Here is a 22,564-nt window from a genome sequence, read left to right on the forward strand (position 1 = left end):
GAGCATGCTGAAGAATTGATTGATTTTGTGGCGGATAACAAGAGAGTAGACTGGTGGTCACGCGAATTTGCGGGCCGCTGTTGCAAGAAACGAACGATGAACGATCTGCCCTTCTGGAAGAGCAAGACGCTGGCCGAAATGACCGCCCCCGAATGGGAAAGCCTTTGCGACGGCTGCGGCCTCTGCTGTCTCAACAAGATCGAGGAATGGGATAGCGGCGATATCTATTTCACCTCGGTCAGCTGCAAGCTGCTCGACGGTGAGAGCTGTCGCTGCTCGAGCTACGAGAACCGCTGGGATTTCGTGCCGGACTGCGTGCAGCTGACCAAGGAGAACGTTCCCGACATTGCATGGCTGCCGCCGACCTGCGGCTACCGGCTGATCAACGAGGGCCGCGATCTCTACTGGTGGCATCCGCTCGTCTCCGGTGACCCCGAAACGGTTCATGCCGCCGGCATTTCCGCCCGCGGCCGCACGATCAGCGAAACCGAGATCGATATCGAGGATCTCGAAGATTACGTCGTCGACTGGCCGCTGACCGTCGGCGAAGAGAAGGACGAGGAAGACGCCTAAGCGGCTTCAGGTTTTTACCGCGGCGAGGAAGCGCCGCAGCTCCGTCTCCACATAAAAGGCCACGGGCCCTTCGGCGCTGAAACCCCACCAGGTCAGTGAGCCCTGCCATTGCGACAGCATCAGCCGGGCGATCGTCTCCGGCGCTTGCGCCGATCCGAAACAGCCTGCGATCGCCGCCGTCAGCGCCTTCCCCCAGGCCGCACCGCGGGCGCGCAACAGCGAATCGCGAAAATCCTCGCGCAGCACCAGCAGCCCTTCGCCATAGGCGGCAGCATTGTCGCCGTAATCCTGCGACAGGCCGACGAGCAGTGCGACCGCGCCATCCGGCGTTTTCGGCACGCTTTCTGCGAGCCTTGCCGTCTCCGCATCCAGCCTGTCCCAGGCATAGAGCAGGGCTGCGCGCAGCATCGCCGCCTTCGTGGCAAAACGCTGCACGAGTGTCGAACCGGACAGGCCGCTTGCCTTTGCCACTGCCGCAAAGGTCGCCGCATCCGGTCCTTCCGCCTGAATCAGCGCCAGCACCATGGCGAGAAGCTGCTCATCGGAAAGGGTGCGGCGGCGCGGCATGAAATTTCCTCTTGCATTCGGCTTATTTATGAACGAGCATTCGTTTATATACAATAGGCGCTTTTCGGTTCTAACGCGGAGGTTGGCGAAATGACAGCGGACTTGCGGGAGAAAGTGGCTTTGGTCGCCGGTGCCACGCGTGGTGCGGGCCGCGGTATCGCCGTGGAGCTCGGCGCGGCCGGTGCAACGGTCTATGTGACGGGGCGCACGACGCGCGCCCATCAATCCGAATATGCGCGGCCGGAGACGATCGAGGAGACGGCCGAGCTGGTGACCGCAGCGGGCGGCAGGGGTATTGCCGTGCAGGTCGATCATTTGGTCGCCCACGAAGTCGAGGCGCTGGTCGCCCGCATCCGGGCGGAGGCCGGAAGGCTCGATATTCTCGTCAACGACATCTGGGGCTGCGAGAAGCTGTTCGAGTGGGACAAACCCGTCTGGGAGCATTCGCTGGACAAGGGGTTGCGCATGCTGCAGCTCGGCATCGAGACGCATCTGATCACCGCCCATTACGCGCTGGCGCTGATGATCGAACGGCCGGGCGGACTGCTGGTCGAGGTGACCGACGGCACGGCGGAATACAACGCCGCGCATTACCGGCTGTCGCCCTTTTACGACCTCGTCAAGACAAGCATCATCCGCATGGCCTGGGCGCATGCCCAGGATCTGGTGAAACACGGTGCCACGGCCGTTGCGATCACGCCCGGCTGGCTGCGCTCCGAAATGATGCTGGAGGCCTATGGCGTCAGCGAGGCGAACTGGCGCGACGCGACGAAGGTCCAGCCGCACTTCGCCATTTCCGAAACGCCGCGCTTTGTCGGCCGCGCGGTGGCGGCGATCGCTGCCGATTCCGATCGCGCCCGCTGGAACGGCCAGTCGCTGTCGAGCGGCGGGCTGGCCAAAGTCTATGGCTTCGACGACATCGACGGCTCCCGGCCGGATTGCTGGCGCTACCTGGTGGAAGTGCAGGAGCCGGGCAAGCCGGCCGATGTCACCGGCTATCGCTGAGGCTGCTGTTTACCCCACAGCTCTGAGCCGCGCCGCATCGCGAAACGACACCAGCCGCATCGTCTGTTCGTCCCATAGCACCAACTTGACGCAGCGCAGGCTTTCCATGAGCGTGATGCGGCCGATATCGGCCAGCTCCGGATGGTCCCTCAGCACCTCCGGCAGCCGATAATAAGGCACGCGGCTCGCCAGATGATGGACATGATGGATGCCGATATTCCCGGTGATCCAGCGCAGCACCGGCGGCAGGTCGTAGTGCGAGGCACCGTGAAGCGCCGCATGCTGGAACTGCCAGTCCGGTTTCTTCGACCAGTGCGTTTCCTCGAACTGGTGCTGGACATAGAACAGCCAGACGCCGGCAGCGCCCGCTAGCAGCACGATCGGGAGGTGGACCAGCAGGAAGGGAACGACCCCACCCGCCCAGATCAGCAAGGCGGCGACCAGCGCGATGGCAAGGTTGGTCGCCATGGTCGAGATCCACGGCAGGGGGCCGGAGCGCATCATGCCGAAAGGCAGGCGCTGCTTGAAGATGAACAGCCATGCCGGCCCGATCCCGAACATCACGGCCGGGTGCCGGTAGAGCCGGTAGGCAAGCCGCCTCCGGCGCGACAGCGCGTTATATTCGGCGATCGTCAGCGTCTCAATATCGCCAACGCCGCGCTCGTCCAGGTTTCCGGCCGAGGCGTGATGTTCCGCATGCGCCCGGCGCCAGTAGTCGTAAGGCGTCAGCGTCAGTATGCCGATCGTACGCCCGACCCAGTCGTCGAGGCGGCGGCGGGCGAAAAATGAGCCGTGGCCGCAATCATGCTGGATCATGAACAGCCTGAGCAGGAAAGCGGCCGCCGGAACCACGAGGAACAGGCCCGGCAAAAAGCCGTCCCGAACGGCCGCCCACGCGGCGGCCCAGAACAGCGCAAAGGGAATAGCTGTGACGGCCAGTTCAAAGGCACTGCGTCTGGCCCTCGGCTGGCGATATCCCGCTAGGATCTTCAACCAGGGTTTTTCGGCGAAAGGTGCCGTCGGTGCCGCAGGGTTCTGCGGATTTTCGTCAGGCTCGTCCAAGTCGGCAAGCCGGATTTCCTCGCTCTCGAAGCGGCGCGCGCCTTCGATCACGAAATATCACCGGAAAAGGCTGTGACGCTCGACGGATCGTCGACGCGGTCGATTATTTGAAGAGGAGTCATGCTCTGTGGCACCTTCCGGCTTTTCGAAAACACGATCATCGCTGATCCCGCGTCCAGGCCGGACGCGTTGCCGCTTTTAGCCACACGTCGCCCGTTACGCAAATCGATCCCGACGTGCGATTGTCACAGGGTCGGTGAAGGGCGATTCACCCGATGGCTCGATGCGCGCCTATTTCTTTGGAGCGCTTCCGTGTGGAGCGGCCTGGGTCGCGGCCTTCATCTGGCTTGCGAATGTGCCTGCCATCTTCGGCGCGAGCTTGTCCTTCTTCGGTTTGCGAACCTCTCGATTGCTTCTCAACTGACCTTTTGCCATCGATCGATCTCCTGTTCAGACGAAATTCCAAAGCGCGTTTTCAGCTTCGCACCTCGGGTTTGAGGTTTGTCTTACGCGTGCCGCTGGGCAATCCCTGGATCGCATAACGGTCGTAAACCGGAGTGACTGGTTTCGGCGGCGCTTTCAGCTTGCCGAAGTGGTGTTCGAGCGCCAGCGAAAGCATAGCGGGCGACGTTACGCCCTCCTGAAACAGTTTGATCAGCAGCATCGCTGCGACGTTGCAACCCTTGCCGTCGTCGACCTCTATCCTGGCCGCATAGCCCGCATTGTCGAGTACGGATTGAAGCATGTCGAGATCGGACGAGGTCAGATATGGCTTTTTGGAAGTGGAAGACATTGGTCCTCCTTTCGTCGGGGCGAAGCTATTCAATTCCCTCAGTCGGCAGCGCCCGTTCAATGGCTGCCGAGGCGGCGATCATGCGCCTTTCGTCCCCGCAACACAACGGGATTCTTGGCTCGGCAGCCCACGCCGACCGGCGCGAAAGCCCGCACCGGTCAGGTGCGGGCGATGATCCTCATTCCGCCGGCTGGTAGGCCGTCTGCCGCGCCGGCGATGTCCGTGGACCGGCCGCCGCAAGCAGGGCGCGAGGTAGCCGTTGTCCCCGCCAAGTCCGGGGGGAGCAGCGTATAAGGGGCCAAGTTTTATCGAGCGCCTGAGGTGAGGATTCCGCAAGCAGTAAGACGAACGCTTAGGATTCTTGCGTAGACGCTTGCCAACGAATAAAGCCCGGGAGTGCAGGCATGGACGTAAAGTCATCACAGGTTACAGGCAACGCGGCTTCTCACTACGCCGCGTGGCAATTGTCTCGCAGGGGATGGAACGTCATGCTGACTTCCAGGAATGCCAAAGGCAGCGACCTGTTCTGCGCGAACGATGCTGAGACGATATTTTTCGGTGTCCAAAGCAAAGGCCTTACGAAACGCGATCCCGTGGGGCTTGGCGCAAGTCTTGCCAACCTACGGTCCGATTGGTGGATCATCACGATCAGGGCAAAGACGGACGCTCCGACCTGTTTCATCATGAGGCTGCAGGAGGTCAAAGACCTCGCTCACCATAGCAATCCCTTGAACAGCAGGACGGGCGCGGCCTCGATCTGGCTCCAGCCATCCGCCTACGATCAGCCGCAGTTTCGGGAAGCCTGGCATAGGTTTGAAACCCTCACTTAATCGGCACACTGGTCGCCGAAGAGCGACTTACGTCGAGATGCCGATTATTGAATAGGAAGAACAAAGCACGTCGTCGTGCGCCGCCGGCTATTCCTCGACGTCGCCGGCGAGGCGCTCGAAGCTTCCGGCTGCCGCGTGGCGATCTCCAGGGCGGCGGCCTGACGGCCCCGCCTATCTGGCGGGGCTATATCTCACCCTTATGGAAATAGGCTTCGAGCCGGTAGCCGTCGGGATCGATGACGAAGGCGGCATAATAGAAGCGGCCGTAATCCGGCCGGATGCCGGGTTCGCCGTTGTCGGTGCCGCCAGATGCCACGGCCGCCGAATGAAACGCGTCGACGGCGGCCTCATCAGGCGCGACGAAACAGAAATGCAGCCCCGACTGCATGTCGGCGACAACGGGATGCTCGGCCTGTATCACCCAGAGGCCGACCTCATCAGGGCCGTAGCCGATCACCCGATCGGAATTGGACAGACGCTCATAGCCGAGCGGTGCCAGCGCCGCATCGTAGAAGCGGCGCGCTCTTTCGAGGTCTTTGACGCCGATGGAGACATGGTCAAACATGGATTGCGAACTCCGTTCATCCCAGGACTAAGGCAACAGCAGCATCTTTCAACGGCCAAAAGAAAAGTCGAATCCGTTTGGAGGTCCGGCCGCTTGCAACGGGCCGGTGCGTCTTACTGCAGCTGCGGTTTTTTCAGAAAGCTGTTGCGGTCGGCGGATTTGACGCGCAGCCAGGCCTCCCGGCCGTTGCGCAGGATCCGCATCGGAATCTCGGCACCGGCCGGGCCGCTGCGCCAGAGCTTGCGGTAGAAATCGGCCAGGCCGTCGACCTCTTCGTCACGGATCTCCGAGATGATATCGCCCTGACGCAGGCCGGCTTCGGCGGCCGGACCGCCTTCGGCGACGCTCATCACCACCACGCCGCCATTGCTCTCGGCGGAGAATGCGCCGAGCCAGGGCCGCGGCGGCTTGTTGACCTGGCCGCGGTTCAGGAGATCGTCGAGGATCGGCGGCAACAGATCGATCGGCACGACCATATTGATGTCCGCGACCTCGCCGTCCTGACTCATCTGCAGGCGAAGCGAACCGATACCGAGCAGTTTGCCGTCGGCGCCGATCAGCGCTGCCCCGCCCCACGCAGGATGAGCGGGTGCGGTAAAGATCGCTTCATCCAGCAGATATTCCCAGTAGCCGGCGAATTCCTGTCGGGCGACGATATTTGCCTGAACGAACTCGCCGATTCCATCGGCAAGGACGACCGGATCGCCGGGCCTGGCGGCGGCCGCGTCACCGAAATCCACGGCCGGAGCGTTGAGAACGCCGAGCGCCTGCACCAGGCCGAAGCCGCTTTCCTGATCATAGGCAAGGGCATGGGCGGGAACCACCCGGCCGTCCTGGGTCGTCAACCAGACTTCCTCCGCCTCGGTGATGAGATAACCGATGGTCAGCACCAGGCCGTTGTCGCGAATGACGACGCCGCTGCCCTCCCGGACAGTGCCAAGCGTCTCCGCCGTGAAGGCATCTTCCGGAATGGAGGAACGGACGGCCACGACTGACCGCAGGATCGGATCGATATTCATGCTTTTATCCCGAGGGCGCCGCCGCGCGAGACCGAAAGCCGGCGCGCCTCTTAATAGGTAAGGAGATGAAGGGGCTGCGGCAAGGCTGGCGCGACGCGAATTTCCGCAGCCGACTGTTACGCCGTTGACGCATACCGGAATATCAGGGGGGGTGACAGCGCTGCTGCGCAACAATATACAGTCAATCCTACCTATCAGGAATCAGACGGGCACGGATCACGACATGAAGGACTGGCATCCCGACCTCAGCCGCAGCAGCAGCCCGCGTTACATGGCGATTGCCGATCTGATCGAAATGGATCTGCGCAGCGGCTACCTGGCGGTTGGAGACCGGCTGCCGCCGCAGCGCGACCTCGCCAAGCGGCTGAATGTCGATTTCACCACCGTGGCCAGGGGCTATGTCGAGGCGCAGAAGCGCGGGCTTGTCGAGTCGCATGTCGGCCGGGGCACCTTCGTCACCGGCCGCGCGGGCAGGGCGCGGCAGGACTTCGCGCCTGACGCCGCCCCCGATCCGCGCCGCGCTTCGATCGTCGACTTCTCGATGAACATGCCGCCGGAACCGGACGATCCGGAACTGATCGCTAGCATGCGCGAGGGCATGTCGGCGGTGGCCGCCAGTCTCGTTCCACTTCTGCGCTACCAGGGCTTCGGCGGCGCCGGCATCGATAAGGATGCTGCCGCCGCCTGGCTCGGCCGCCGCGGGCTCACGCCATCGCAGGAGCGGATCTTCGTCACGCCGGGTGCGCATCCGGCCCTGTTGGCGATCTTCGGCCTGTTGGCCAAACCCGGCGAGACGGTGCTGTCGGAAATCATCACCTATCCCGGCATGCGCTCGATCGCCGCCCAATTGCGGCTCAATCTCGCCGGGCTGCCGATGGATGAGGACGGTATCCTGCCGGACGCCCTTGCCACCGCCTGCGAGCGGTTGAAGCCGAAGGCGCTCTATCTCAATCCGACGCTGCAGAACCCGACGACGCTGACGATTCCAACCGGCCGGCGCCAGGAAATCGCAGCCGTCGCCCGCAAATATCAGCTGCCGATCGTCGAGGACGATGCCTATGGCTTCATTCCAGAGCAAGGTCCGGCGCCGCTTGCGGCAATGGCGCCGGATCTGACCTGGCATATTGGCGGCCTGGCGAAATGCCTGGGCGCGGGCCTACGCCTTGCCTATGTCGTGGCACCCGATAGCAAGGCCGTATGGCCCTTCGTCAGCGCCATGCGCGCCAACAACGTCATGGCCTCGCCTTTGACCGTAGCGCTCGCTACCCGCTGGATCGAGGACGGCACGGCCGACGCGATCCTGCGCTTCATCCGCGCTGAGGCCGCCGCCCGGCAGCAGATGGTCGCCGCCATCCTGCCGGCCGGCAGCTACCGCGCCGATCCGATTGCCTTCAACATCTGGCTGCCGCTCGCCAACGGCTGGACCCGTTCCACCTTCGGCAGTCATATGCGTTCCTCCGGCATCGGCGTCACGGCAAGCGATGCCTTCACCGTCGAGGGCGCCGCCCCGGAAGCGATGCGGGTCTGCCTCGGCGGCCCGGTCACCCGGGAGAGACTGCACGGCGCACTGGAATTCATGGCCCATGCGCTAGAAGGCCCGCCGGAGATGGCGGCGTCGTTCTTCTGATCCTGGCAGCGTTGCAGCTTGCCCTCAGGCACCCTGCGGGCCTCGCCACCCTTCGATGATATTCGGGACGTCTGCGGCTGCCGGTCGCCAGCCGACGGAAATCTGCGGCATTCTGGCAGATTGACTGGCTATTGCCGCATAATGTAACCATATTGAATGCATACATTTGCACGGCATTGATTGGCATTTGAGCCGCGTGCCAGAGAAGACGAGGTTATCATGGACACCGAATATCCCCCGCTTCCTCCGATGCAGACCGGCGTCAGGGGACGCTGCCCGCGCTGCGGCCAGGGCCATATGTTCAAGGGTTTTCTGACGCTGCAGCCGCAATGCGAGGTTTGCGGCCTCGATTATGCCTTCGCCGATCCGGCGGACGGTCCGGCCTTTTTCGTGATCTGCTTCGCTTGCATACCGAGCGTGCTGCTCGGCGTCTGGCTGGAGGTTGCGTTTTTCGCGCCGATCTGGGTGCAGCTTCTGGTCACCGGCCCCTTCATGCTCGCCACCTGCATCCCGCCGCTCAGGCCGCTGAAGGGATGGTTGGTCGCCAGCCAGTATTTCTACAAGGCGGAAGAGGGCAAGCTGGCCTAGACTAAATCTATTTCAGCGTGGACCGCAGGCGCGGTGTAGCGAAATCGAGGAGCGCTCGCAGCTTCAGTGGCACCAGCCCCTGCGAGGGGTAGACGAGGTGCACTGGCGCCGGCGGCGATTCGAAATCGGTAAGCAGCGGCACCAGCAGGCCCGCCGTCTCGGCGCGGGCCGCTTGGTACGAGAGTACGCGGGTGATGCCGAGGCCGGCCACGGCCGCATCGACGGCAGCCTCGGCGGTGTTGACGGCAAGCCGCGAGCGGATCGGCACGGCAAGATCACGTTTTCCGTCGCTGAAGGTCCAGCTCCGGATCGAGGCCATGTTCTCGAAGGTGATGCAGTCATGCGCGGAGAGATCACTCGGCTGCCGGGGTGGGGCGTTCCGCGCCAGATAATCCGGGCTGGCATAGACGGTGCGGCGGATTGCACCGAGCCGCGTGGCGATCAGGTTGCTGTCTACAAGGGTGCCGATCCTCAGAGCCAGGTCGATGTGATCTTCGACGAGGTTCGATAGCCGGTCGCCGAGCATCAGCCGCAGATTGATCTCGGGATAGGCCTTCAGGAAATCCACCACGACAGGCAGGACATGCAGCCGCCCGAAGACGATCGGCGCGGTCATCGTCAGTTCGCCCTTCGGCGCACTGTATTCGCCGGCGGCCGTCCGTTCCGCCTCTTCGACCCGGTCAAGAATTTCTCGCGCCGCCGAGACATAGGAGCGTCCGGCCTCGGTCAACGTGATCTTGCGGTTGCTTCTCTGAAGCAGTTTGGCGTGAAGATGCGCCTCGAGCTCGGAGATCTTGCGGCTGACGGTTGCCAGCGGTGAACGCAGATGCCGCGAGGCGGCCGACAGGCTGCCGTGTTCGACGACGGCAAGAAGCACGCTCATGGCGTCGAGGCGGTCCATTTCATCCTTCCAATAATTGGGAACATGCCTTCCAGATTAGCATCCTACTGCAGTCGATTGGAAGGCAGTAAATTCCCCTGCAGATGGTTCGAAATCGCCATCGCCGGCAAGGCCGAGGCCTTGCTCCCGCCCCAAAAGACGCCAGAGGAACCGTCATGAAACTCTATTATCATCCGCTGTCCGGCCATTCGCACCGGGTTCACCTGTTCCTGTCGCTGCTCGGCGTGCCTTACGAACTGGTCGAGGTCGACCTGGCTGCCGGCGCTCACAAGGCTCCGGAGTTCCTGAAGCTCAATGCCTTTGGCCAGGTGCCCGTGCTCGACGACGACGGAACGGTCATTTCCGATTCCTCCGCCATCCTCGTCTATCTCGCACGCAAATTTGGCCGCACCGACTGGCTGCCGGAGGACATCTTGACGGCCGCGCGGATCCAGAAATGGCTCTCGGTCGCCGCGGGCGAGATCGCCTACGGACCTTGCGCCGCCCGTCTGGTCACCGTCTTCGGCGCCAATTTTCACGCCGACGAGGTGATTGCCCGGGCGCACCGTATTCTCGCGCTGGTCGAGGCGGAGCTTTCCGGCCGCGCCTTCCTGCTCGGCGACAATCCTGTTATCGCCGATATCGCGCTTTACAGCTACATCGCCAATGCGCCGGAGGGCAATGTCGACACCTCGCCCTATCAGGCCGTGCGTGCCTGGCTTGGCCGCATCGAGGCGCTGCCGGGCTTCGTCGGCTTCAGCAAGACCAAGATCGGCTTGGCCGCATAAGATCCGCCCCCGTTGAAAATCGTGCCTGAAAGGAGGCCGTGATGTTGGAGCAGTCAAGAGAAGCTGCCACATCGCCCTGGCATCAGGGTGAGCTTGAAATGCAGCGCAGCCTCGGGGTCGTCGAACGCATGGACGGTCCGGGGCGGAATTTTGTCCGCAAGGCGATGCCCGAGCAGCACCGCGCCTTCTTTCCGATGTTGCCTTTCGTCGTGCTAGGCACGGTCGATGCGAAGGGAGAGGTCTGGGCAACGATGCGGGCCGCGCAGCCGGGCTTCATGTCTTCGCCGGACCCGGAGACGCTTGAGGTCCGCCTGCCGCGCGAGCCGGCCGATCCGGCCGATGCCGGCATGGAGGATGGCGCGGCCATCGCCATGCTCGGCATTCAGCTCGAGACCCGGCGGCGCAACCGGCTGAACGGCGTCATCGGCAGGACGGATGCCGGCGCCTTTCGCCTGCGGGTCGGCCAGAGCTTCGGCAATTGTCCGCAATATATCCAGCCGCGCGCTGCCGCCTTTATCCGCGATCCCGCTCTGCCGACCGCGGTGCCGCCGCTGCGTTCGCGTGAGCTCGACCAGCGCGCGCGGCGGATGGTCGAGAGCGCCGATACGTTTTTCGTCGCCTCCTATGTCGACCGCGAGAATGGCGAACGCCAGGTCGACGTCTCCCATCGCGGCGGTTATGCCGGCTTCGTGCATCTTGGCACCGATGGCGCGCTGACCGTTCCCGACTTTGCCGGCAATCGTTTCTTCAACACGCTTGGCAATTTCTTGGTCAATCCGAAGGCCGGGCTGGTCTTCGTCGATTTTGAAACCGGCGACATGCTGCAAATGACCGGCAGGGTCGAGGTGCTACTCGATTCGCCCGAGATCGCCGCCTTTCCCAAGGCGGAAAGGCTGTGGCGTTTCACGCCGGAGGAGATCGTGCTTCGCCCGGATGCCCTGCCGCTGCGGTGGAGCCGGCGCACCGAGGTCTAAGCTCGATCACCGCCCGATGCAGACTTGTAAAATGTGTACCGATCAGTAAATTGATTACCATTCAGTACAGGAGATCTCATGTCCAGTCTCGTTCCGCCTTTCACTCTCGAGACCGCCACGCAGAAAGTCCGTCTTGCCGAGGATGGCTGGAACAGCCGCGATCCCGAGCGCGTCTCGCTCGTCTACACGCCGGACAGCCGCTGGCGGAACCGCGCTGAATTCGTCACCGGCCGCGCCGAGATCGTCGCCTTTCTCACGCGCAAATGGGCGAAAGAGCTGGACTACCGGCTGATCAAGGAGATCTGGGCCTTCACCGACAATCGAATTGCCGTGCGCTTTGCCTATGAATGGCATGATGACAGCGGCAACTGGTTCCGCTCCTACGGCAATGAGAATTGGGAATTCGATGCGGCCGGCTTGATGCAGCGCCGTTTTGCCTGCATCAACGATCTGCCGATCCGGGAAACGGAGCGCAAATACCACTGGCCGCTCGGCCGACGTCCGGACGATCATCCCGGCCTCACTGAGCTCGGCCTCTAGAACAGGATGATTTTGCGCCGGTGAAGACCGTCTATGAACGCGCCGACATCGTGCCGCTGCTCGCGCAAATCTTCCGCGAGCTCGGCTATGAGGGCGCCACGCTCAGCCGCATCACCGAACGCACCGGCATCGGCAAGGGCAGCCTTTATCACTTCTTCCCGGGCGGCAAGGAGGAGATGGCCGACGCCGTGCTCGCCGCTATCGATGGCTGGTTCGAAGAGGCGGTCTATCGGCCGCTGCGACATGACGATGCCCGTCAGGCGATCGCGGCAATGTGGACCAATGTAAGTGAGTACTTCCGCTCCGGCCGCCGCATCTGCCTCGTCGGCGCCTTCGCGCTCGACGACACCCGCGAACGGTTTTCCCGAGCGATCCGCGATTATTTCACCCGCTGGATCGACGCGTTGCGATTGGCGCTGATGCGGGCTGGCTGTGTCGAGGAGGAGGCGCAGACGCTGGCCGAGGAAGGCGTCTGCGGCATTCAAGGGGCGCTGGTGCTGTCGCGCGCGCTTAGAGATGAAACCGTCTTCACGCGGTCACTGGAAACGCTGGCGATGCGGCTTGAGGCCGCGACGCGATGACGCCAGCCCTTACATCCGCGCCGCTTTGCCTGTATCTCTCAGCGCTGCAGTTGAGGCTGCCGGGGCGGGTGGGGTGTTCTCGCGTGCAAGGCGAATCTGGCGCCACTCGTTCTCCATCTGGTCGACGACGTGCTGGGGAATGGTGGTCTGGGTATTGGCGGGCGTCTGCATCGGAAGTCTCCTCTTGTGGTGGTAAGGCTTCAGGGCGGGGAGATGCATTGCACAAGACAAAAGCCGTGTAAATCAGGGGCTTAGACACTTCAAACGATTAAGTTGATTTTAATCGATTAAGACGGTTTTAACCACGAGATTCGCGGGAAGCGCGGTATGGTTGTCCACATGGATCGGATGTTCTTTTTTGATGCGGTGCGCGAGGAGCTCTTTAAAGGAGAGCTAACTCAGCCTCAGGTAGAGGGTATCACGGCGATTCTCGACGCCTGGGAACGGCGGTTTGCGCCGGCCGACCTCCGATGGCTCGCCTATATCCTCGCAACCGCGTATCACGAGACCGCCTATACGATGCAGCCGGTCCGCGAGACGCTGGCGCAAAGCGATGCCCGCGCGGTCGAGATCCTGGAGGCGGCCTTTGCCGCCGGCCGGCTCTCCTGGGTAAAGACGCCCTACTGGCGGCCGGACGAGGATGGCTGCTGCTGGTTGGGCCGTGGTCTGGTGCAGCTCACCCATAAGCGGAATTACGAGGCGATGAGCGTGCTGACCGGCATCGATCTCGTTGCCGATCCCGACCGGGCGATGGAGATGGATGCGGCGGTGACCATCCTGATCGAAGGCATGCTGCAGGGCAGCTTCACCGGCCACAAACTTGCCGATCACCTGAACGCGACGACCGAGGACTGGGTCAATGCGCGCCGCATCGTCAACGGCACCGACCGGGCCGAGAAGCTCGCGGGCTACGCCAAAGCCTTCCATGCGGCGATGCGTCCGGATGCCGCGCAGGGCAGGGTGCGCGGTTGAAGGCCCGGGGTCGGCGTGTTATCGCGCGGGCCGACCCTCTGAAATCTGACAGGAGCTTCCGCGTGATCCGCCATATCGTCTTCTTCACCGTGCAGGAGGAACATCTGGAGGAGGTAAGGGCCGGGCTTTCGATCCTGACCGCTATTCCGCAGGCGCGGCTCTTGGAAATCGGCACCAATGTGAAGACCGATCAGCTGGGTACCGAGATCGATCTTGTCGTCTACGGTGAGTTCGATGATGAGGCGGCTCTCGCCGCCTATAAGGCGCATCCCGATTATCAGCGCTCGATCGAGCGTGTTCGGCCGCTGCGGGAAAAGCGCATCGCCGCGGACTACGACAGCCGCGCAGCGGTGACGCGGCCGCTCTGAATCGGCCACCCATGCTTCGATGAAATTTCAAAGGGATAAGCGGCTTTCCGCACTCGCGGGCGCTGGATGTTAATGCAGCCGTGAGCCACCGGACTCAACGTCCGAAAAACCGGCGGCAAGCGATTCAAAAGATTCGTCAAACGCGACTGGTCATGGGTCAGCTGAAGATGGCGTCCATTCCACGCCTCATGAGATGGCCGGGCTCGGCTTCGATGCCAGCGCACCGCGCACCAGCGTCATCAGCATCAGCACCAGAGTGAGCGACAAGGCGGCGAGAACGGCTGCGGCGAAAAGCGCCGGGCCGGTGCCGGCGCGGTCGAGGATGGCGGTGAAGACGACCGGGGCGATTGCATTGGCAAGGTTCTGCGGCAGCGACAGCCGCGCCGATTGGAGGCCGAATTCGCGCGGCGAAAACAGCGCCAGCGGCAGAAGCGCCCGGGCGACGGTCATGACGCCGGAGCCGAAGCCGTAGAGTAGGACGAAACTGACGAGCAGCGGCGTCGATGGACTGGCGGCCAGCATCATCAGGAAGCTGACCAGCATCAGGCCGATGCCCATGGCGGCGCTGAGGATGGGATTGCCGCGCCGGCCGAGCAGCATGTCGAGGAACCGCGCCGAAATGCCGAGCACGCCGCGGGCCGAGCCGAGCTGCAGCGCGAAGGCCGGCGAGGCCCCGGACTGGTGGAAGATCTCGAGCAGCGACGGCGAGATGCCGAAGGTGATGAAGGTGGTGATGGTCGTCGTCGCGGCGATCAGCAGGAAGGCCTTGCGCTGCGCCGTCTTCGACAGCGGCACCGGGGCGATGCCGGCTGTGCCGCCGTCGACATGGGCCGCGACCGGTTTCGGCAGGGCGAAAAGATGCAGCGGCAGGCATATGAAGAATTGCAGGCCTGCGCAGATGAGGAAGGTGAAGCGCCAGCCGACGGTTTCGTTGAGCAGGCTGAGGATCGGCCAGAAGATGGCGCTCGAAAGCCCGGTGAACAGCATCAGCACGGCAATGACCCGCTTGCCGTTCATCCCTTCGCGCTCGACGACGGCGGTATAGGCGGGGGCCGACAGGCCGAGCGCGCCGCCGACGCCGATCACGATCCAGGCGGCGGCGTAGAGAATGACGCCGTTGGCGGCGGCAAGCAGACAGAGGCCGAGGGCAAAGGTCAGGGAAGCCGCCGAAAGCACCCGGGCCGCACCATAACGGCCAAGCCAGCGGCCGGTCGCCGGGCCGACGATGGCGCTGACCATCATCATGATCGTCAAGCCGGCAAACGCCACCTCGTTCACCATGCCGAGATCGGGCGCCACGATGCGGCCCATCACGCCGAGCATGTCGAAGGTCGTACCCCAGCCGATCAGCTGGGTAATGGCGAGCACGAAAACCGTCTGCGCTGAGCGGAAGCGGAAGGAGTTTGGCATTGGTGCTGAAATGGCCTGGATGCGGGAGCCGCAACGACATAACAGGTTCAATCAGCCGGTAAAAGCTGTGATTGCAATTCGCGGCAGCCCGGCGCGCGCGGGCTTGACGCGAGGATCTGCTCCCAGCCTTCCCTATGCGCCTGGGGCCAAGCCTTTTCCCACGCGCAGAAGGCTGCCGCGGCATCGGTTTTCAGCAACTCACACGGGCTGCCGCCAACAGTCGAGAACGGTTCTAAACACCCTGTATTACAGTGCATTCATTTGCCATTCAGGTCGCGTGAGTACATAGTCGCAGCAAGTTGGAATTACCCTTGAAAGCATAGAACATGGCCTTTCCTCTGAGCGTCGCAGTAGTGGCTGCCGGGCTGGTGGCATCGGCGCCCTCATCGGACGGCGCGGGCACCCTCGTCCTGCGCGTGGCAGGCGATTGCAGCGCCGCCGCAGCCCAGGTCGTCGAGCAGACGGGCGGCCAGCTCCTGTCCGTGCAACCGGTGGGCGATAGCTGCATTATCACCGTTCTCGTGTCGGGCAACGGTCAGCGTCCGCGCAAGGTGACGGTAAAGGTTCCGATGTAGGCGGAATCGGTCTATTCAGAACATGATCGATTTGAAGCGGACGAAGGCGGACCGATGCGCATCCTGGTAATCGAAGACGATGTCAACCTGAACCGGCAGCTGACCGACACGCTGAAGGAGGCGGGTTATGTCGTCGACCAGGCGTTCGACGGCGAGGAAGGCCATTTCCTCGGCGATACCGAGCCCTATGACGCCATTATCCTCGATATCGGCCTGCCGGAGATGGACGGCGTCACCGTGCTGGAGAAATGGCGCGGCGCCGGCCGCGCCGTGCCGGTTTTGATCCTGACGGCGCGCGACCGCTGGAGCGACAAGGTTGCCGGCATCGACGCCGGCGCCGACGATTACGTCACCAAGCCTTTTCATGTCGAGGAAGTGCTGGCGCGCATCCGGGCGCTGATCCGCCGCGCCGCCGGGCATGCCTCCTCGGAAATCGTCTGCGGGCCGGTGCGGCTCGACACCAAATCCTCGAAGGCGACGGTCAACGGCACGGCGCTGAAGCTGACCTCGCACGAATATCGGCTGCTTTCCTATCTGATGCATCACATGGGCGAGGTCGTCTCGAGAACCGAACTGGTCGAGCACATGTACGACCAGGATTTCGACCGCGACTCCAACACGATCGAGGTCTTCGTCGGCCGCCTGCGCAAAAAGATGGGCGTCGACCTGATCGAAACGGTGCGCGGTCTCGGCTACCGCATCCAAGCGCCGAAACATGCGAATTAAGTCGCTCACCGCGCGCGTGCTGCTGCTGACCACGGTCTGGTCGACGGTGGCGCTGGTGGTGATCGGCCTGCTGATCTCGACCCTCTACCGCAAGAGCGCCGAACGCGGTTTCCAGGATCTCTTGCGGGCGCAGCTCTATAATGTCATCAATTCCGTCACGATCGGCGATCAGGGCGCATTGAGCGGCAGCCCGCAGCTCGGCGACCTGCGCTTTGCCCAGCCGAAGACCGGCTGGTATTGGGTGGTGGAGCCACTCGGCACCTATACGACAGCCCCGCTGGTCTCGCCTTCGCTCGGCTCCGCGCTCATTCCGGTTCCCTCCGTCGTCGAGGCGCCCTTCGACAAGAATTACGAGCGCTACTACCAGGTGACGGACGCCTCGGGAAACCGCGTGCAGGTGGCCGAGACCGAAGTGGTGCTCGACACTGATGGGCGTGCGGCGCGCTTCCGCGTCACCGGCAATGTCGATGTCGTCGAGGACGACGTGCGCACCTTTTCCCACAGCCTCTATCTGGCGCTCGCCGGTTTTGGCGTCGGCAGCCTGATCGTCAATGCGCTCGCCATTCTCTATGGCCTGAAGCCGCTCGACAAGGCGCGCGCCGCCCTGGAGCGTATCCGCGCCGGCGAGAGCGAGCAGCTGAAAGGCGACTTCCCGCGCGAAATCCTGCCGCTTGCCAACGAGGTCAATGCGCTGATCGACAGCAATCGCCGCATCGTCGAGCGGGCGCGCATGCAGGTCGGCAATCTCGCCCATTCGCTGAAGACGCCGATCGCCGTTCTATTGAACGAGGCGCGCGTTCTCGAAAAATCCCATGGCGAACTGGTGCGCAGCCAGGCGGAATCGATGCAGGGGCAGGTGCAGTCCTATCTCAACCGCGCCCGCATCGCCGCCCAGCGCGAATCCGTACTCGCCCGCACCGATGCCGAGCCGGCACTGGAACGGCTGGTGCGCGTCATGCGCCGCCTGAACGTCGATACCGAATTCGATCTCGTCGTCTCGCCGCCGCATCTGGCCGTCGCCATGGAGCAGCAGGATCTCGAGGAAACCGTCGGCAATCTGCTGGAGAATGCGGCGCGTTTCGCCAAGAGCAGGGTGCGGCTTTCGGCCGTCGAGGCCGGCGAGGACGTGAAAGGGGCGGAGGCGAGTGCGCGCCGCCACTGGGTGGAGCTCGCTGTCGAGGACGACGGGCCAGGCCTGGAGCCTGACCAGATCCGCGAGGCGCTGAAACGCGGCCGCAGGCTCGACGAAAGCAAGCCCGGAACCGGGCTCGGCCTGTCGATCGTCACCGAGATTTCCAATGAGTATCAAGGGCGGCTGGAACTGTCCCGCGGCGAGTGGGGCGGGCTGAAGGCGAAGCTTATCCTGCCCGGCGTCACAAAGGATGTTGCATGACCAACTGCTTGATGTCACAAAGCTAGTGGCAAACGCATAGCATGCTTTGCCTTAATGCTGACACGGGGACGCTGCACTTCGATCGGCTGTATTTTGACCCCTGATCGTGGTTCGACGCAATGATTCTACGCTCGCAAGGCATGATCGTTTCCATCCTGCTTCTCGCCGTCGCGCTCACCGGCTGCACGACGACGAAGGGAGCTGCCTCGCGTGGCATTTTTTCCAGCAAACCCTCGGCATCGGCTGCCTTCATCACCGCACTGCAGGGCGGCATCGTCGGGCGCAGCGGTGTCAGCTTGAGCGACAGCGACAAGCAAAGAGCGCTCGAGGCGGAATATCGGGCGCTGGAAGGGGCAGCCGTCGGCCAGCCCGTGGTCTGGAGCGGCAAGAATGTTACCGGCAAGGTGGTGGCGGCAGCACCCTATCAGGTCGGCTCGCAGAATTGCCGGCAATATACCCATACGCTGACGGTCGACGGCAAGGATACCGTGGCGCGAGGCGCTGCCTGCCGCAACGATGACGGCAGTTGGTCGCCGCTCGGGTGAGGCCCATTCCAAGCTAAATTGCGGCGAATAGCCTCAAATCTTCGTCATTCGGGCTTTGGCAGTTGGAATAGCGTCACGCTTCACGTATTTGGGCGGCTATGCTGTTCTGGATTCTCGTTGCCGTTCTGACGGCAGCCGTCGCCGTCATTCTGCTTTACCCCCTTCTGCGTGGAGCGAAGGCGGCTGAGAACAGCCGCGCCGGCGAGGCGGCAGTCTATCGCGACCAGCTGCGCGAACTCGACCGCGATCTTGCCGGCGGGCTGATCACACCGGAAGAGGCTGATTATGCCAGGGCCGAAATCGGCCGTCGGCTGATCGCCGTTTCTGCCGGCGAGCCGGAGACAACGCCGAAACCCGCACGACATCACCGTGTTACTGAGGCCTTCGTTCTCCTGATCCTGCCGGTGCTCGGGCTCTGTCTTTATTTGACGATGGGCAGGCCGGATCTGCCCGCGCAGCCGCTCGAAGCGCGGCTGGAAAATCCCGGCAACGACATGGCGGTGCTGATCGCCAAGGCGGAACGGCATCTGGCTGAGAATCCGGACGACGGCAAGGGTTGGGACGTGCTGGCGCCGATCTATTTCCGCACGATGCGGGTCAACGATGCGCAACTCGCCTATCGCAATGCCATCCGGCTTCTCGGCCCGAGCCCGATCCGGCTCGATGGCCTTGCCGAGACGCTGATGGCAGTCTCCGACGGCGTGGTGACGGAGGAGGCGCGCCAGGCGCTGGAACAGTCGCTGGCGCTGGAACCCGACAATCCGCGTGCCCGTTTCTATGTCGCCCTCAGCGTGGAGCAGGCGGGGCGGACCGACGAGGCGCGCCGGGCCTTCGAAGCGCTGGCGCAGCAATCGCCCGCCGATGCGCCCTGGCTGCCGCTGGTCAATGAACATATTGCCAAGAACGGCGGCGCGGCGGCCCAGCCGACGGCGCCCGGCGGACCGACTTCGGAAGATGTGGCCGCCGCTGAAAACATGAGCGCCGGCGACCGGCAGCAGCTGATCCGCGGCATGGTCCAAAGCCTCGACGCCAAGCTGACCGCCGAACCCAATAATTTCGAGGGATGGATGCGTCTCATCCGCTCTTACGCCGTATTGAACGATAAGGATCGCGCAGCCGATGCCCTGAAGCGCGGGCTTGCGGCCTTTCCGCCGGCGGGTGAACAGGGCCGGCAATTGCTGGCGCTTGCCAGGGAACTTGGCATAGCCACGGAGGGGATGACGCAATGACGCGCAAGCAGAAGCGCTTGGCGGTGATCGCGGGCGGGATGGGTTTCATTATTGCGGCGGTGCTGTTGGTGATGTTCGCCTTCAGCCAGTCGGTGGCCTATTTCTACATGCCGGCGGATCTGGCGAAGACCCCGGTGGCGCCGGAGACCCGCATCCGGCTCGGCGGCCTGGTCGGGGCCGGCAGCGTCGTGCGCGGCGCCGGTTCGACGGTGGAATTTACCGTCACCGACGGCAGCGCCAATGCGGTCAAGGTCCACTATACCGGCATCCTTCCCGATCTGTTCCGCGAGGGCCAGGGTGTGGTCACCGAAGGCATGTTTGCATCAGGCGGCAACGTCTTTGTCGCCGACACGGTGCTCGCCAAGCATGACGAGACCTATATGCCGAAGGAGGTGGCCGACAAGCTGAAGGCGCAGGGCCTGTGGCAGGATGGCCAAGGCGGACAAAGCCAAGGGGGACAAGGCCAAGCGGGACAAGGCCAAGGCCAGGAGGCGAAGGCGACGCGATGATCATCGAGATCGGCCATTATGCCCTGTTGCTGGCGCTGGCGACGGCGCTGATCGTCTCGATCGTGCCTGTCATCGGCGCCCGCCGCCATGACCGGGCGATGATGGATGTGGCGACCTCCGGCTCGCTGGCGATGTTCGCGCTCGTCGCCTTTGCCTTTGCCGTCCTGACCCATGCCCATGTCGTCTCCGACTTCTCGGTCGAGAACGTCTGGGAGAATTCGCATTCGCTGGTGCCGCTGATCTACAAATATTCCGGCGTCTGGGGCAATCACGAGGGATCGATGATGCTCTGGCTGCTGATCCTGACGCTGTTCAGCGCGCTGGTCGCCGTCTTCGGCCGCAATCTGCCGGAGACGCTGAAGGCCAATGTGCTGGCCGTGCAGGCCTGGATCTCGCTCGCCTTCACGCTGTTCATCCTGTTGACCTCCAATCCCTTCCTGCGGCTCGATCCGGCCCCGGCCGAGGGCCGCGACCTCAATCCGGTGCTGCAGGATGTCGGGCTCGCCATCCACCCGCCGCTGCTCTATCTCGGCTATGTCGGCTTTTCCGTCTGCTTCTCCTTTGCCGTTGCTGCTCTGCTGGAAGGCCGCATCGATGCTGCCTGGGCGCGCTGGGTGCGGCCCTGGACGCTCGCCGCCTGGACTTGTCTGACGCTTGGCATCGCCATGGGCTCCTACTGGGCCTATTACGAGCTCGGCTGGGGCGGCTGGTGGTTCTGGGATCCGGTGGAGAACGCCTCGTTCATGCCGTGGCTGGCCGGCACCGCGCTGCTGCATTCGGCCCTCGTCATGGAAAAGCGCGAGGCGCTGAAGATCTGGACGGTGCTGCTCGCCATCCTGACCTTCTCGCTGTCGCTGATGGGCACCTTCCTGGTGCGCTCCGGCGTGCTGACCTCGGTGCATGCCTTTGCCAGCGATCCCTCCCGCGGCGTCTTCATTCTCTGCATCCTGCTGATCTTCATCGGCGGGGCGCTGTCGCTGTTTGCCCTGCGGGCGCCGAAGCTGGCGGCCGGCGGGCTGTTTGCGCCGATCTCGCGCGAGGGGGCGCTGGTTCTCAACAATCTGATCCTGACGGTCGCCTGCGGCACGGTTCTCACCGGCACGCTCTATCCGCTGCTCCTGGAGACGCTGACCGGCGACAAGATCTCCGTCGGGCCGCCCTTCTTCAACCTGACCTTCGGACTGTTGATGGCGCCGCTGCTGGTCATCGTGCCGTTCGGGCCGCTGCTGGCCTGGAAGCGCGGTGATCTGCTCGGCGCCCTGCAGCGGCTCTATGCCGTCGCGGCTCTCGCCTTCGCCGCCGCCGTCATCGTCTTCTATCTCGAACATGGCGGGCCGGTGCTCGCCGTGCTCGGGCTGGCGGCCGGGCTGTTCCTGATCCTCGGCGCCATTGCCGATCTCTGGTATCGCGCCGGCATCGGCAAACTCGCCGGCAGCATCGCCTGGCGCCGGCTGACCGGTCTGCCGCGTTCGGCCTTCGGCACTGCGCTTGCCCATGCCGGCCTTGGCGTCAGCGTGCTCGGCATCGTCGCCGTCACCACCTTCCAGAGCGAACATGTCGTCGCGATGAAGCCGGGTGAGATCATCGAGGCCGGCGGCTACAGTCTCGCGTTCGACGGCATGCGGCCGGGCAGGGGACCGAACTACAGCGAGGAGCGCGGCCACTTCACCATCCGGCGCGCCGGGGTTGTCGTCGCCGATACCTGGTCGGCCAAGCGGCTCTATACCGCAAGGCAGATGCCGACGACCGAAGCCGGCATCCTGACCTTCGGCCTCAGCCAGCTCTATGTCTCGCTCGGCGACGCCACCACGGACGGCGGTATCGTCGTGCGCATCTGGTGGAAGCCGTTCATCCTCTGCATCTGGGGCGGCGCCTTGATCATGGCCGCCGGCGGCTGCGTCTCGCTCTCCGACCGCCGCCTGCGCGTCGGCGCCCCGCGGCGCCGGGCCAAGGCGAAGCCGGCGACACCCGCGATGGAGCCGGCGGAATGATGCGGCGTCTGCTCCTGGTTTTGGCTCTGATGCTTTCGGCCACCCCGGCCTTCGCCGTCAATCCCGACGAGGTGCTGGCCGATCCGGCGCTCGAAGCGCGTGCCCGGACGCTGTCGGCCGAACTGCGCTGCATGGTCTGCCAGAACCAGTCGATCGACGATTCCAATGCCGAGTTGGCAAAAGATCTGCGCCTGCTCGTGCGCGAGCGCATCAAGGACGGCGACAGCGATGAGGAAGTGCTGGACTACATCGTCTCGCGCTACGGCGAATTCGTGCTGCTGAAGCCGCGGTTCAGCATAAAGACGGTGCTGCTCTGGGGCGCGCCGGTGCTGCTGGTGCTCGCCGGCGGCCTGTCGCTGCTGGTGTTTGCCCGCAGGAGATCAGGCAAGCCGACGGGAAGCAAACTGACGGCGGATGAGCAGGCGAGGCTGAACGAGCTACTGAAGAAATAACA

At 63.6% G+C, this 22,564-nt stretch carries 25 protein-coding genes and 2 pseudogenes; 19 read left to right on the forward strand and 8 right to left on the reverse strand.

Translation table 11 applies throughout. The features are described 5' to 3' along the window. The first annotated feature begins 96 nt into the window (after positions 1-96). Positions 97-573, forward strand: coding sequence for a YcgN family cysteine cluster protein (locus EFD56_RS23880; RefSeq protein WP_037113525.1), 477 nt, complete (start codon positions 97-99; stop codon positions 571-573). 6 nt (positions 574-579) lie between these two features. On the opposite strand, the gene EFD56_RS23885 is transcribed toward EFD56_RS23880, so the two are convergent. Continuing rightward, a complete protein-coding gene (locus tag EFD56_RS23885) occupies positions 580-1,140 on the reverse strand; it encodes a TetR family transcriptional regulator (RefSeq protein ID WP_126906465.1) in 561 nt (186 codons plus the stop codon). 90 nt (positions 1,141-1,230) lie between these two features. On the opposite strand from EFD56_RS23885, the gene EFD56_RS23890 reads away from it, so the two are divergent. Then, positions 1,231-2,145 carry an SDR family oxidoreductase gene (locus tag EFD56_RS23890; RefSeq protein ID WP_126906466.1) on the forward strand — a complete coding sequence of 305 codons (915 nt, stop codon included), beginning with the start codon at positions 1,231-1,233 and terminating at the stop codon, positions 2,143-2,145. 9 nt (positions 2,146-2,154) lie between these two features. Here the strand turns inward: EFD56_RS23890 and EFD56_RS23895 are convergent, their stop codons facing one another. Then, positions 2,155-3,207: a fatty acid desaturase gene (locus tag EFD56_RS23895; RefSeq protein WP_183817531.1), complete on the reverse strand. Its 1,053-nt coding sequence runs from the start codon at positions 3,205-3,207 to the stop codon at positions 2,155-2,157. A gap of 475 nt (positions 3,208-3,682) precedes the next feature. Continuing rightward, positions 3,683-4,082, reverse strand: a pseudogene (locus EFD56_RS23900) (hypothetical protein). Between the two features lie 406 nt (positions 4,083-4,488). Between EFD56_RS23900 and EFD56_RS23905 the strand changes: the two are divergent. Beyond that, the gene (locus tag EFD56_RS23905) at positions 4,489-4,830 is read left to right on the forward strand and encodes a hypothetical protein (RefSeq protein ID WP_225882793.1); all 342 of its coding nucleotides are present in this window, start codon (positions 4,489-4,491) and stop codon (positions 4,828-4,830) included. Positions 4,831-5,014: 184 nt separating this feature from the next. Here the strand turns inward: EFD56_RS23905 and EFD56_RS23910 are convergent, their stop codons facing one another. Together EFD56_RS23910 and EFD56_RS23915 are read right to left on the reverse strand one after the other, a co-directional pair. Beyond that, positions 5,015-5,395, reverse strand: coding sequence for a VOC family protein (locus EFD56_RS23910; RefSeq protein WP_126906470.1), 381 nt, complete (start codon positions 5,393-5,395; stop codon positions 5,015-5,017). Between the two features lie 113 nt (positions 5,396-5,508). Then, complete coding sequence (locus tag EFD56_RS23915) at positions 5,509-6,414, reverse strand: S1C family serine protease (protein ID WP_012483191.1); 906 nt, start codon at positions 6,412-6,414, stop codon at positions 5,509-5,511. Positions 6,415-6,637: 223 nt separating this feature from the next. Between EFD56_RS23915 and EFD56_RS23920 the strand changes: the two genes are divergently transcribed. Then, on the forward strand, positions 6,638-8,041 hold the full coding sequence (locus tag EFD56_RS23920; protein WP_126906471.1) for an aminotransferase-like domain-containing protein: 1,404 nt from the start codon (positions 6,638-6,640) through the stop codon (positions 8,039-8,041). 219 nt (positions 8,042-8,260) lie between these two features. Further along, a complete protein-coding gene (locus tag EFD56_RS23925) occupies positions 8,261-8,629 on the forward strand; it encodes a DUF983 domain-containing protein (RefSeq protein ID WP_126906472.1) in 369 nt (122 codons plus the stop codon). A gap of 7 nt (positions 8,630-8,636) precedes the next feature. On the opposite strand, the gene EFD56_RS23930 is transcribed toward EFD56_RS23925, so the two are convergent. After that, positions 8,637-9,530 carry a LysR family transcriptional regulator gene (locus EFD56_RS23930; protein ID WP_126906473.1) on the reverse strand — a complete coding sequence of 298 codons (894 nt, stop codon included), beginning with the start codon at positions 9,528-9,530 and terminating at the stop codon, positions 8,637-8,639. A 155-nt stretch (positions 9,531-9,685) separates the two neighbouring features. Between EFD56_RS23930 and EFD56_RS23935 the strand changes: the two genes are divergently transcribed. The 4 genes from EFD56_RS23935 to EFD56_RS23950 all read left to right on the forward strand — a co-directional run bounded on the left by EFD56_RS23935 (position 9,686) and on the right by EFD56_RS23950 (position 12,392). Continuing rightward, complete coding sequence (locus EFD56_RS23935) at positions 9,686-10,297, forward strand: glutathione S-transferase family protein (protein ID WP_016734350.1); 612 nt, start codon at positions 9,686-9,688, stop codon at positions 10,295-10,297. 41 nt (positions 10,298-10,338) lie between these two features. Further along, positions 10,339-11,271: a pyridoxamine 5'-phosphate oxidase family protein gene (locus EFD56_RS23940; protein ID WP_126906474.1), complete on the forward strand. Its 933-nt coding sequence runs from the start codon at positions 10,339-10,341 to the stop codon at positions 11,269-11,271. A gap of 78 nt (positions 11,272-11,349) precedes the next feature. Continuing rightward, positions 11,350-11,811: a nuclear transport factor 2 family protein gene (locus EFD56_RS23945; RefSeq protein WP_012483196.1), complete on the forward strand. Its 462-nt coding sequence runs from the start codon at positions 11,350-11,352 to the stop codon at positions 11,809-11,811. Between the two features lie 20 nt (positions 11,812-11,831). Then, entirely contained in the window at positions 11,832-12,392 is a 561-nt protein-coding gene (locus tag EFD56_RS23950; RefSeq protein WP_126906475.1) for a TetR/AcrR family transcriptional regulator, read from the forward strand. A gap of 9 nt (positions 12,393-12,401) precedes the next feature. Here the strand turns inward: EFD56_RS23950 and EFD56_RS32750 are convergent, their stop codons facing one another. Continuing rightward, positions 12,402-12,563, reverse strand: a complete 162-nt coding sequence (locus EFD56_RS32750; RefSeq protein WP_164736860.1) for a hypothetical protein — start codon at positions 12,561-12,563, stop codon at positions 12,402-12,404. Between the two features lie 156 nt (positions 12,564-12,719). On the opposite strand from EFD56_RS32750, the pseudogene EFD56_RS23955 reads away from it, so the two are divergent. Together EFD56_RS23955 and EFD56_RS23960 are read left to right on the forward strand one after the other, a co-directional pair. After that, positions 12,720-13,393, forward strand: a pseudogene (locus tag EFD56_RS23955) (hypothetical protein); the annotation flags it as partial. 33 nt (positions 13,394-13,426) lie between these two features. After that, positions 13,427-13,732: a Dabb family protein gene (locus tag EFD56_RS23960; RefSeq protein ID WP_010002930.1), complete on the forward strand. Its 306-nt coding sequence runs from the start codon at positions 13,427-13,429 to the stop codon at positions 13,730-13,732. Between the two features lie 186 nt (positions 13,733-13,918). Here the strand turns inward: EFD56_RS23960 and EFD56_RS23965 are convergent, their stop codons facing one another. Continuing rightward, entirely contained in the window at positions 13,919-15,142 is a 1,224-nt protein-coding gene (locus EFD56_RS23965; RefSeq protein WP_183817449.1) for an MFS transporter, read from the reverse strand. Positions 15,143-15,468: 326 nt separating this feature from the next. On the opposite strand from EFD56_RS23965, the gene EFD56_RS23970 reads away from it, so the two are divergent. The 8 genes from EFD56_RS23970 (at position 15,469) to EFD56_RS24005 (ending at position 22,562) form a co-directional block, all read left to right on the forward strand. Beyond that, positions 15,469-15,717 (forward strand): hypothetical protein, encoded by a 249-nt coding sequence (locus EFD56_RS23970; protein ID WP_004670343.1) that lies wholly within the window; start codon positions 15,469-15,471, stop codon positions 15,715-15,717. 54 nt (positions 15,718-15,771) lie between these two features. After that, on the forward strand, positions 15,772-16,443 hold the full coding sequence (locus EFD56_RS23975) for a response regulator transcription factor (RefSeq protein WP_012483203.1): 672 nt from the start codon (positions 15,772-15,774) through the stop codon (positions 16,441-16,443). Then, a complete protein-coding gene (locus EFD56_RS23980; protein WP_012483204.1) occupies positions 16,433-17,836 on the forward strand; it encodes a sensor histidine kinase in 1,404 nt (467 codons plus the stop codon). The genes EFD56_RS23975 and EFD56_RS23980 overlap by 11 nt, the downstream gene beginning before the upstream one ends. A 119-nt stretch (positions 17,837-17,955) precedes the next feature. Continuing rightward, entirely contained in the window at positions 17,956-18,381 is a 426-nt protein-coding gene (locus EFD56_RS23985) for a hypothetical protein (RefSeq protein ID WP_064817800.1), read from the forward strand. A 98-nt stretch (positions 18,382-18,479) separates the two neighbouring features. Next, entirely contained in the window at positions 18,480-19,610 is a 1,131-nt protein-coding gene (gene ccmI / locus EFD56_RS23990) for a c-type cytochrome biogenesis protein CcmI (protein ID WP_085742089.1), read from the forward strand. Continuing rightward, positions 19,607-20,119: a cytochrome c maturation protein CcmE gene (gene ccmE / locus EFD56_RS23995; RefSeq protein WP_085742090.1), complete on the forward strand. Its 513-nt coding sequence runs from the start codon at positions 19,607-19,609 to the stop codon at positions 20,117-20,119. Before ccmI ends, ccmE begins: the two co-directional genes overlap by 4 nt. Then, entirely contained in the window at positions 20,116-22,110 is a 1,995-nt protein-coding gene (locus EFD56_RS24000) for a heme lyase CcmF/NrfE family subunit (RefSeq protein ID WP_126906478.1), read from the forward strand. Before ccmE ends, EFD56_RS24000 begins: the two co-directional genes overlap by 4 nt. Beyond that, on the forward strand, positions 22,107-22,562 hold the full coding sequence (locus EFD56_RS24005; RefSeq protein WP_085742092.1) for a cytochrome c-type biogenesis protein: 456 nt from the start codon (positions 22,107-22,109) through the stop codon (positions 22,560-22,562). Before EFD56_RS24000 ends, EFD56_RS24005 begins: the two co-directional genes overlap by 4 nt. The last annotated feature ends 2 nt before the right edge of the window (positions 22,563-22,564 follow it).

The organism is Rhizobium phaseoli, from assembly GCF_003985125.1.
Taxonomy (GTDB): domain Bacteria; phylum Pseudomonadota; class Alphaproteobacteria; order Rhizobiales; family Rhizobiaceae; genus Rhizobium; species Rhizobium phaseoli.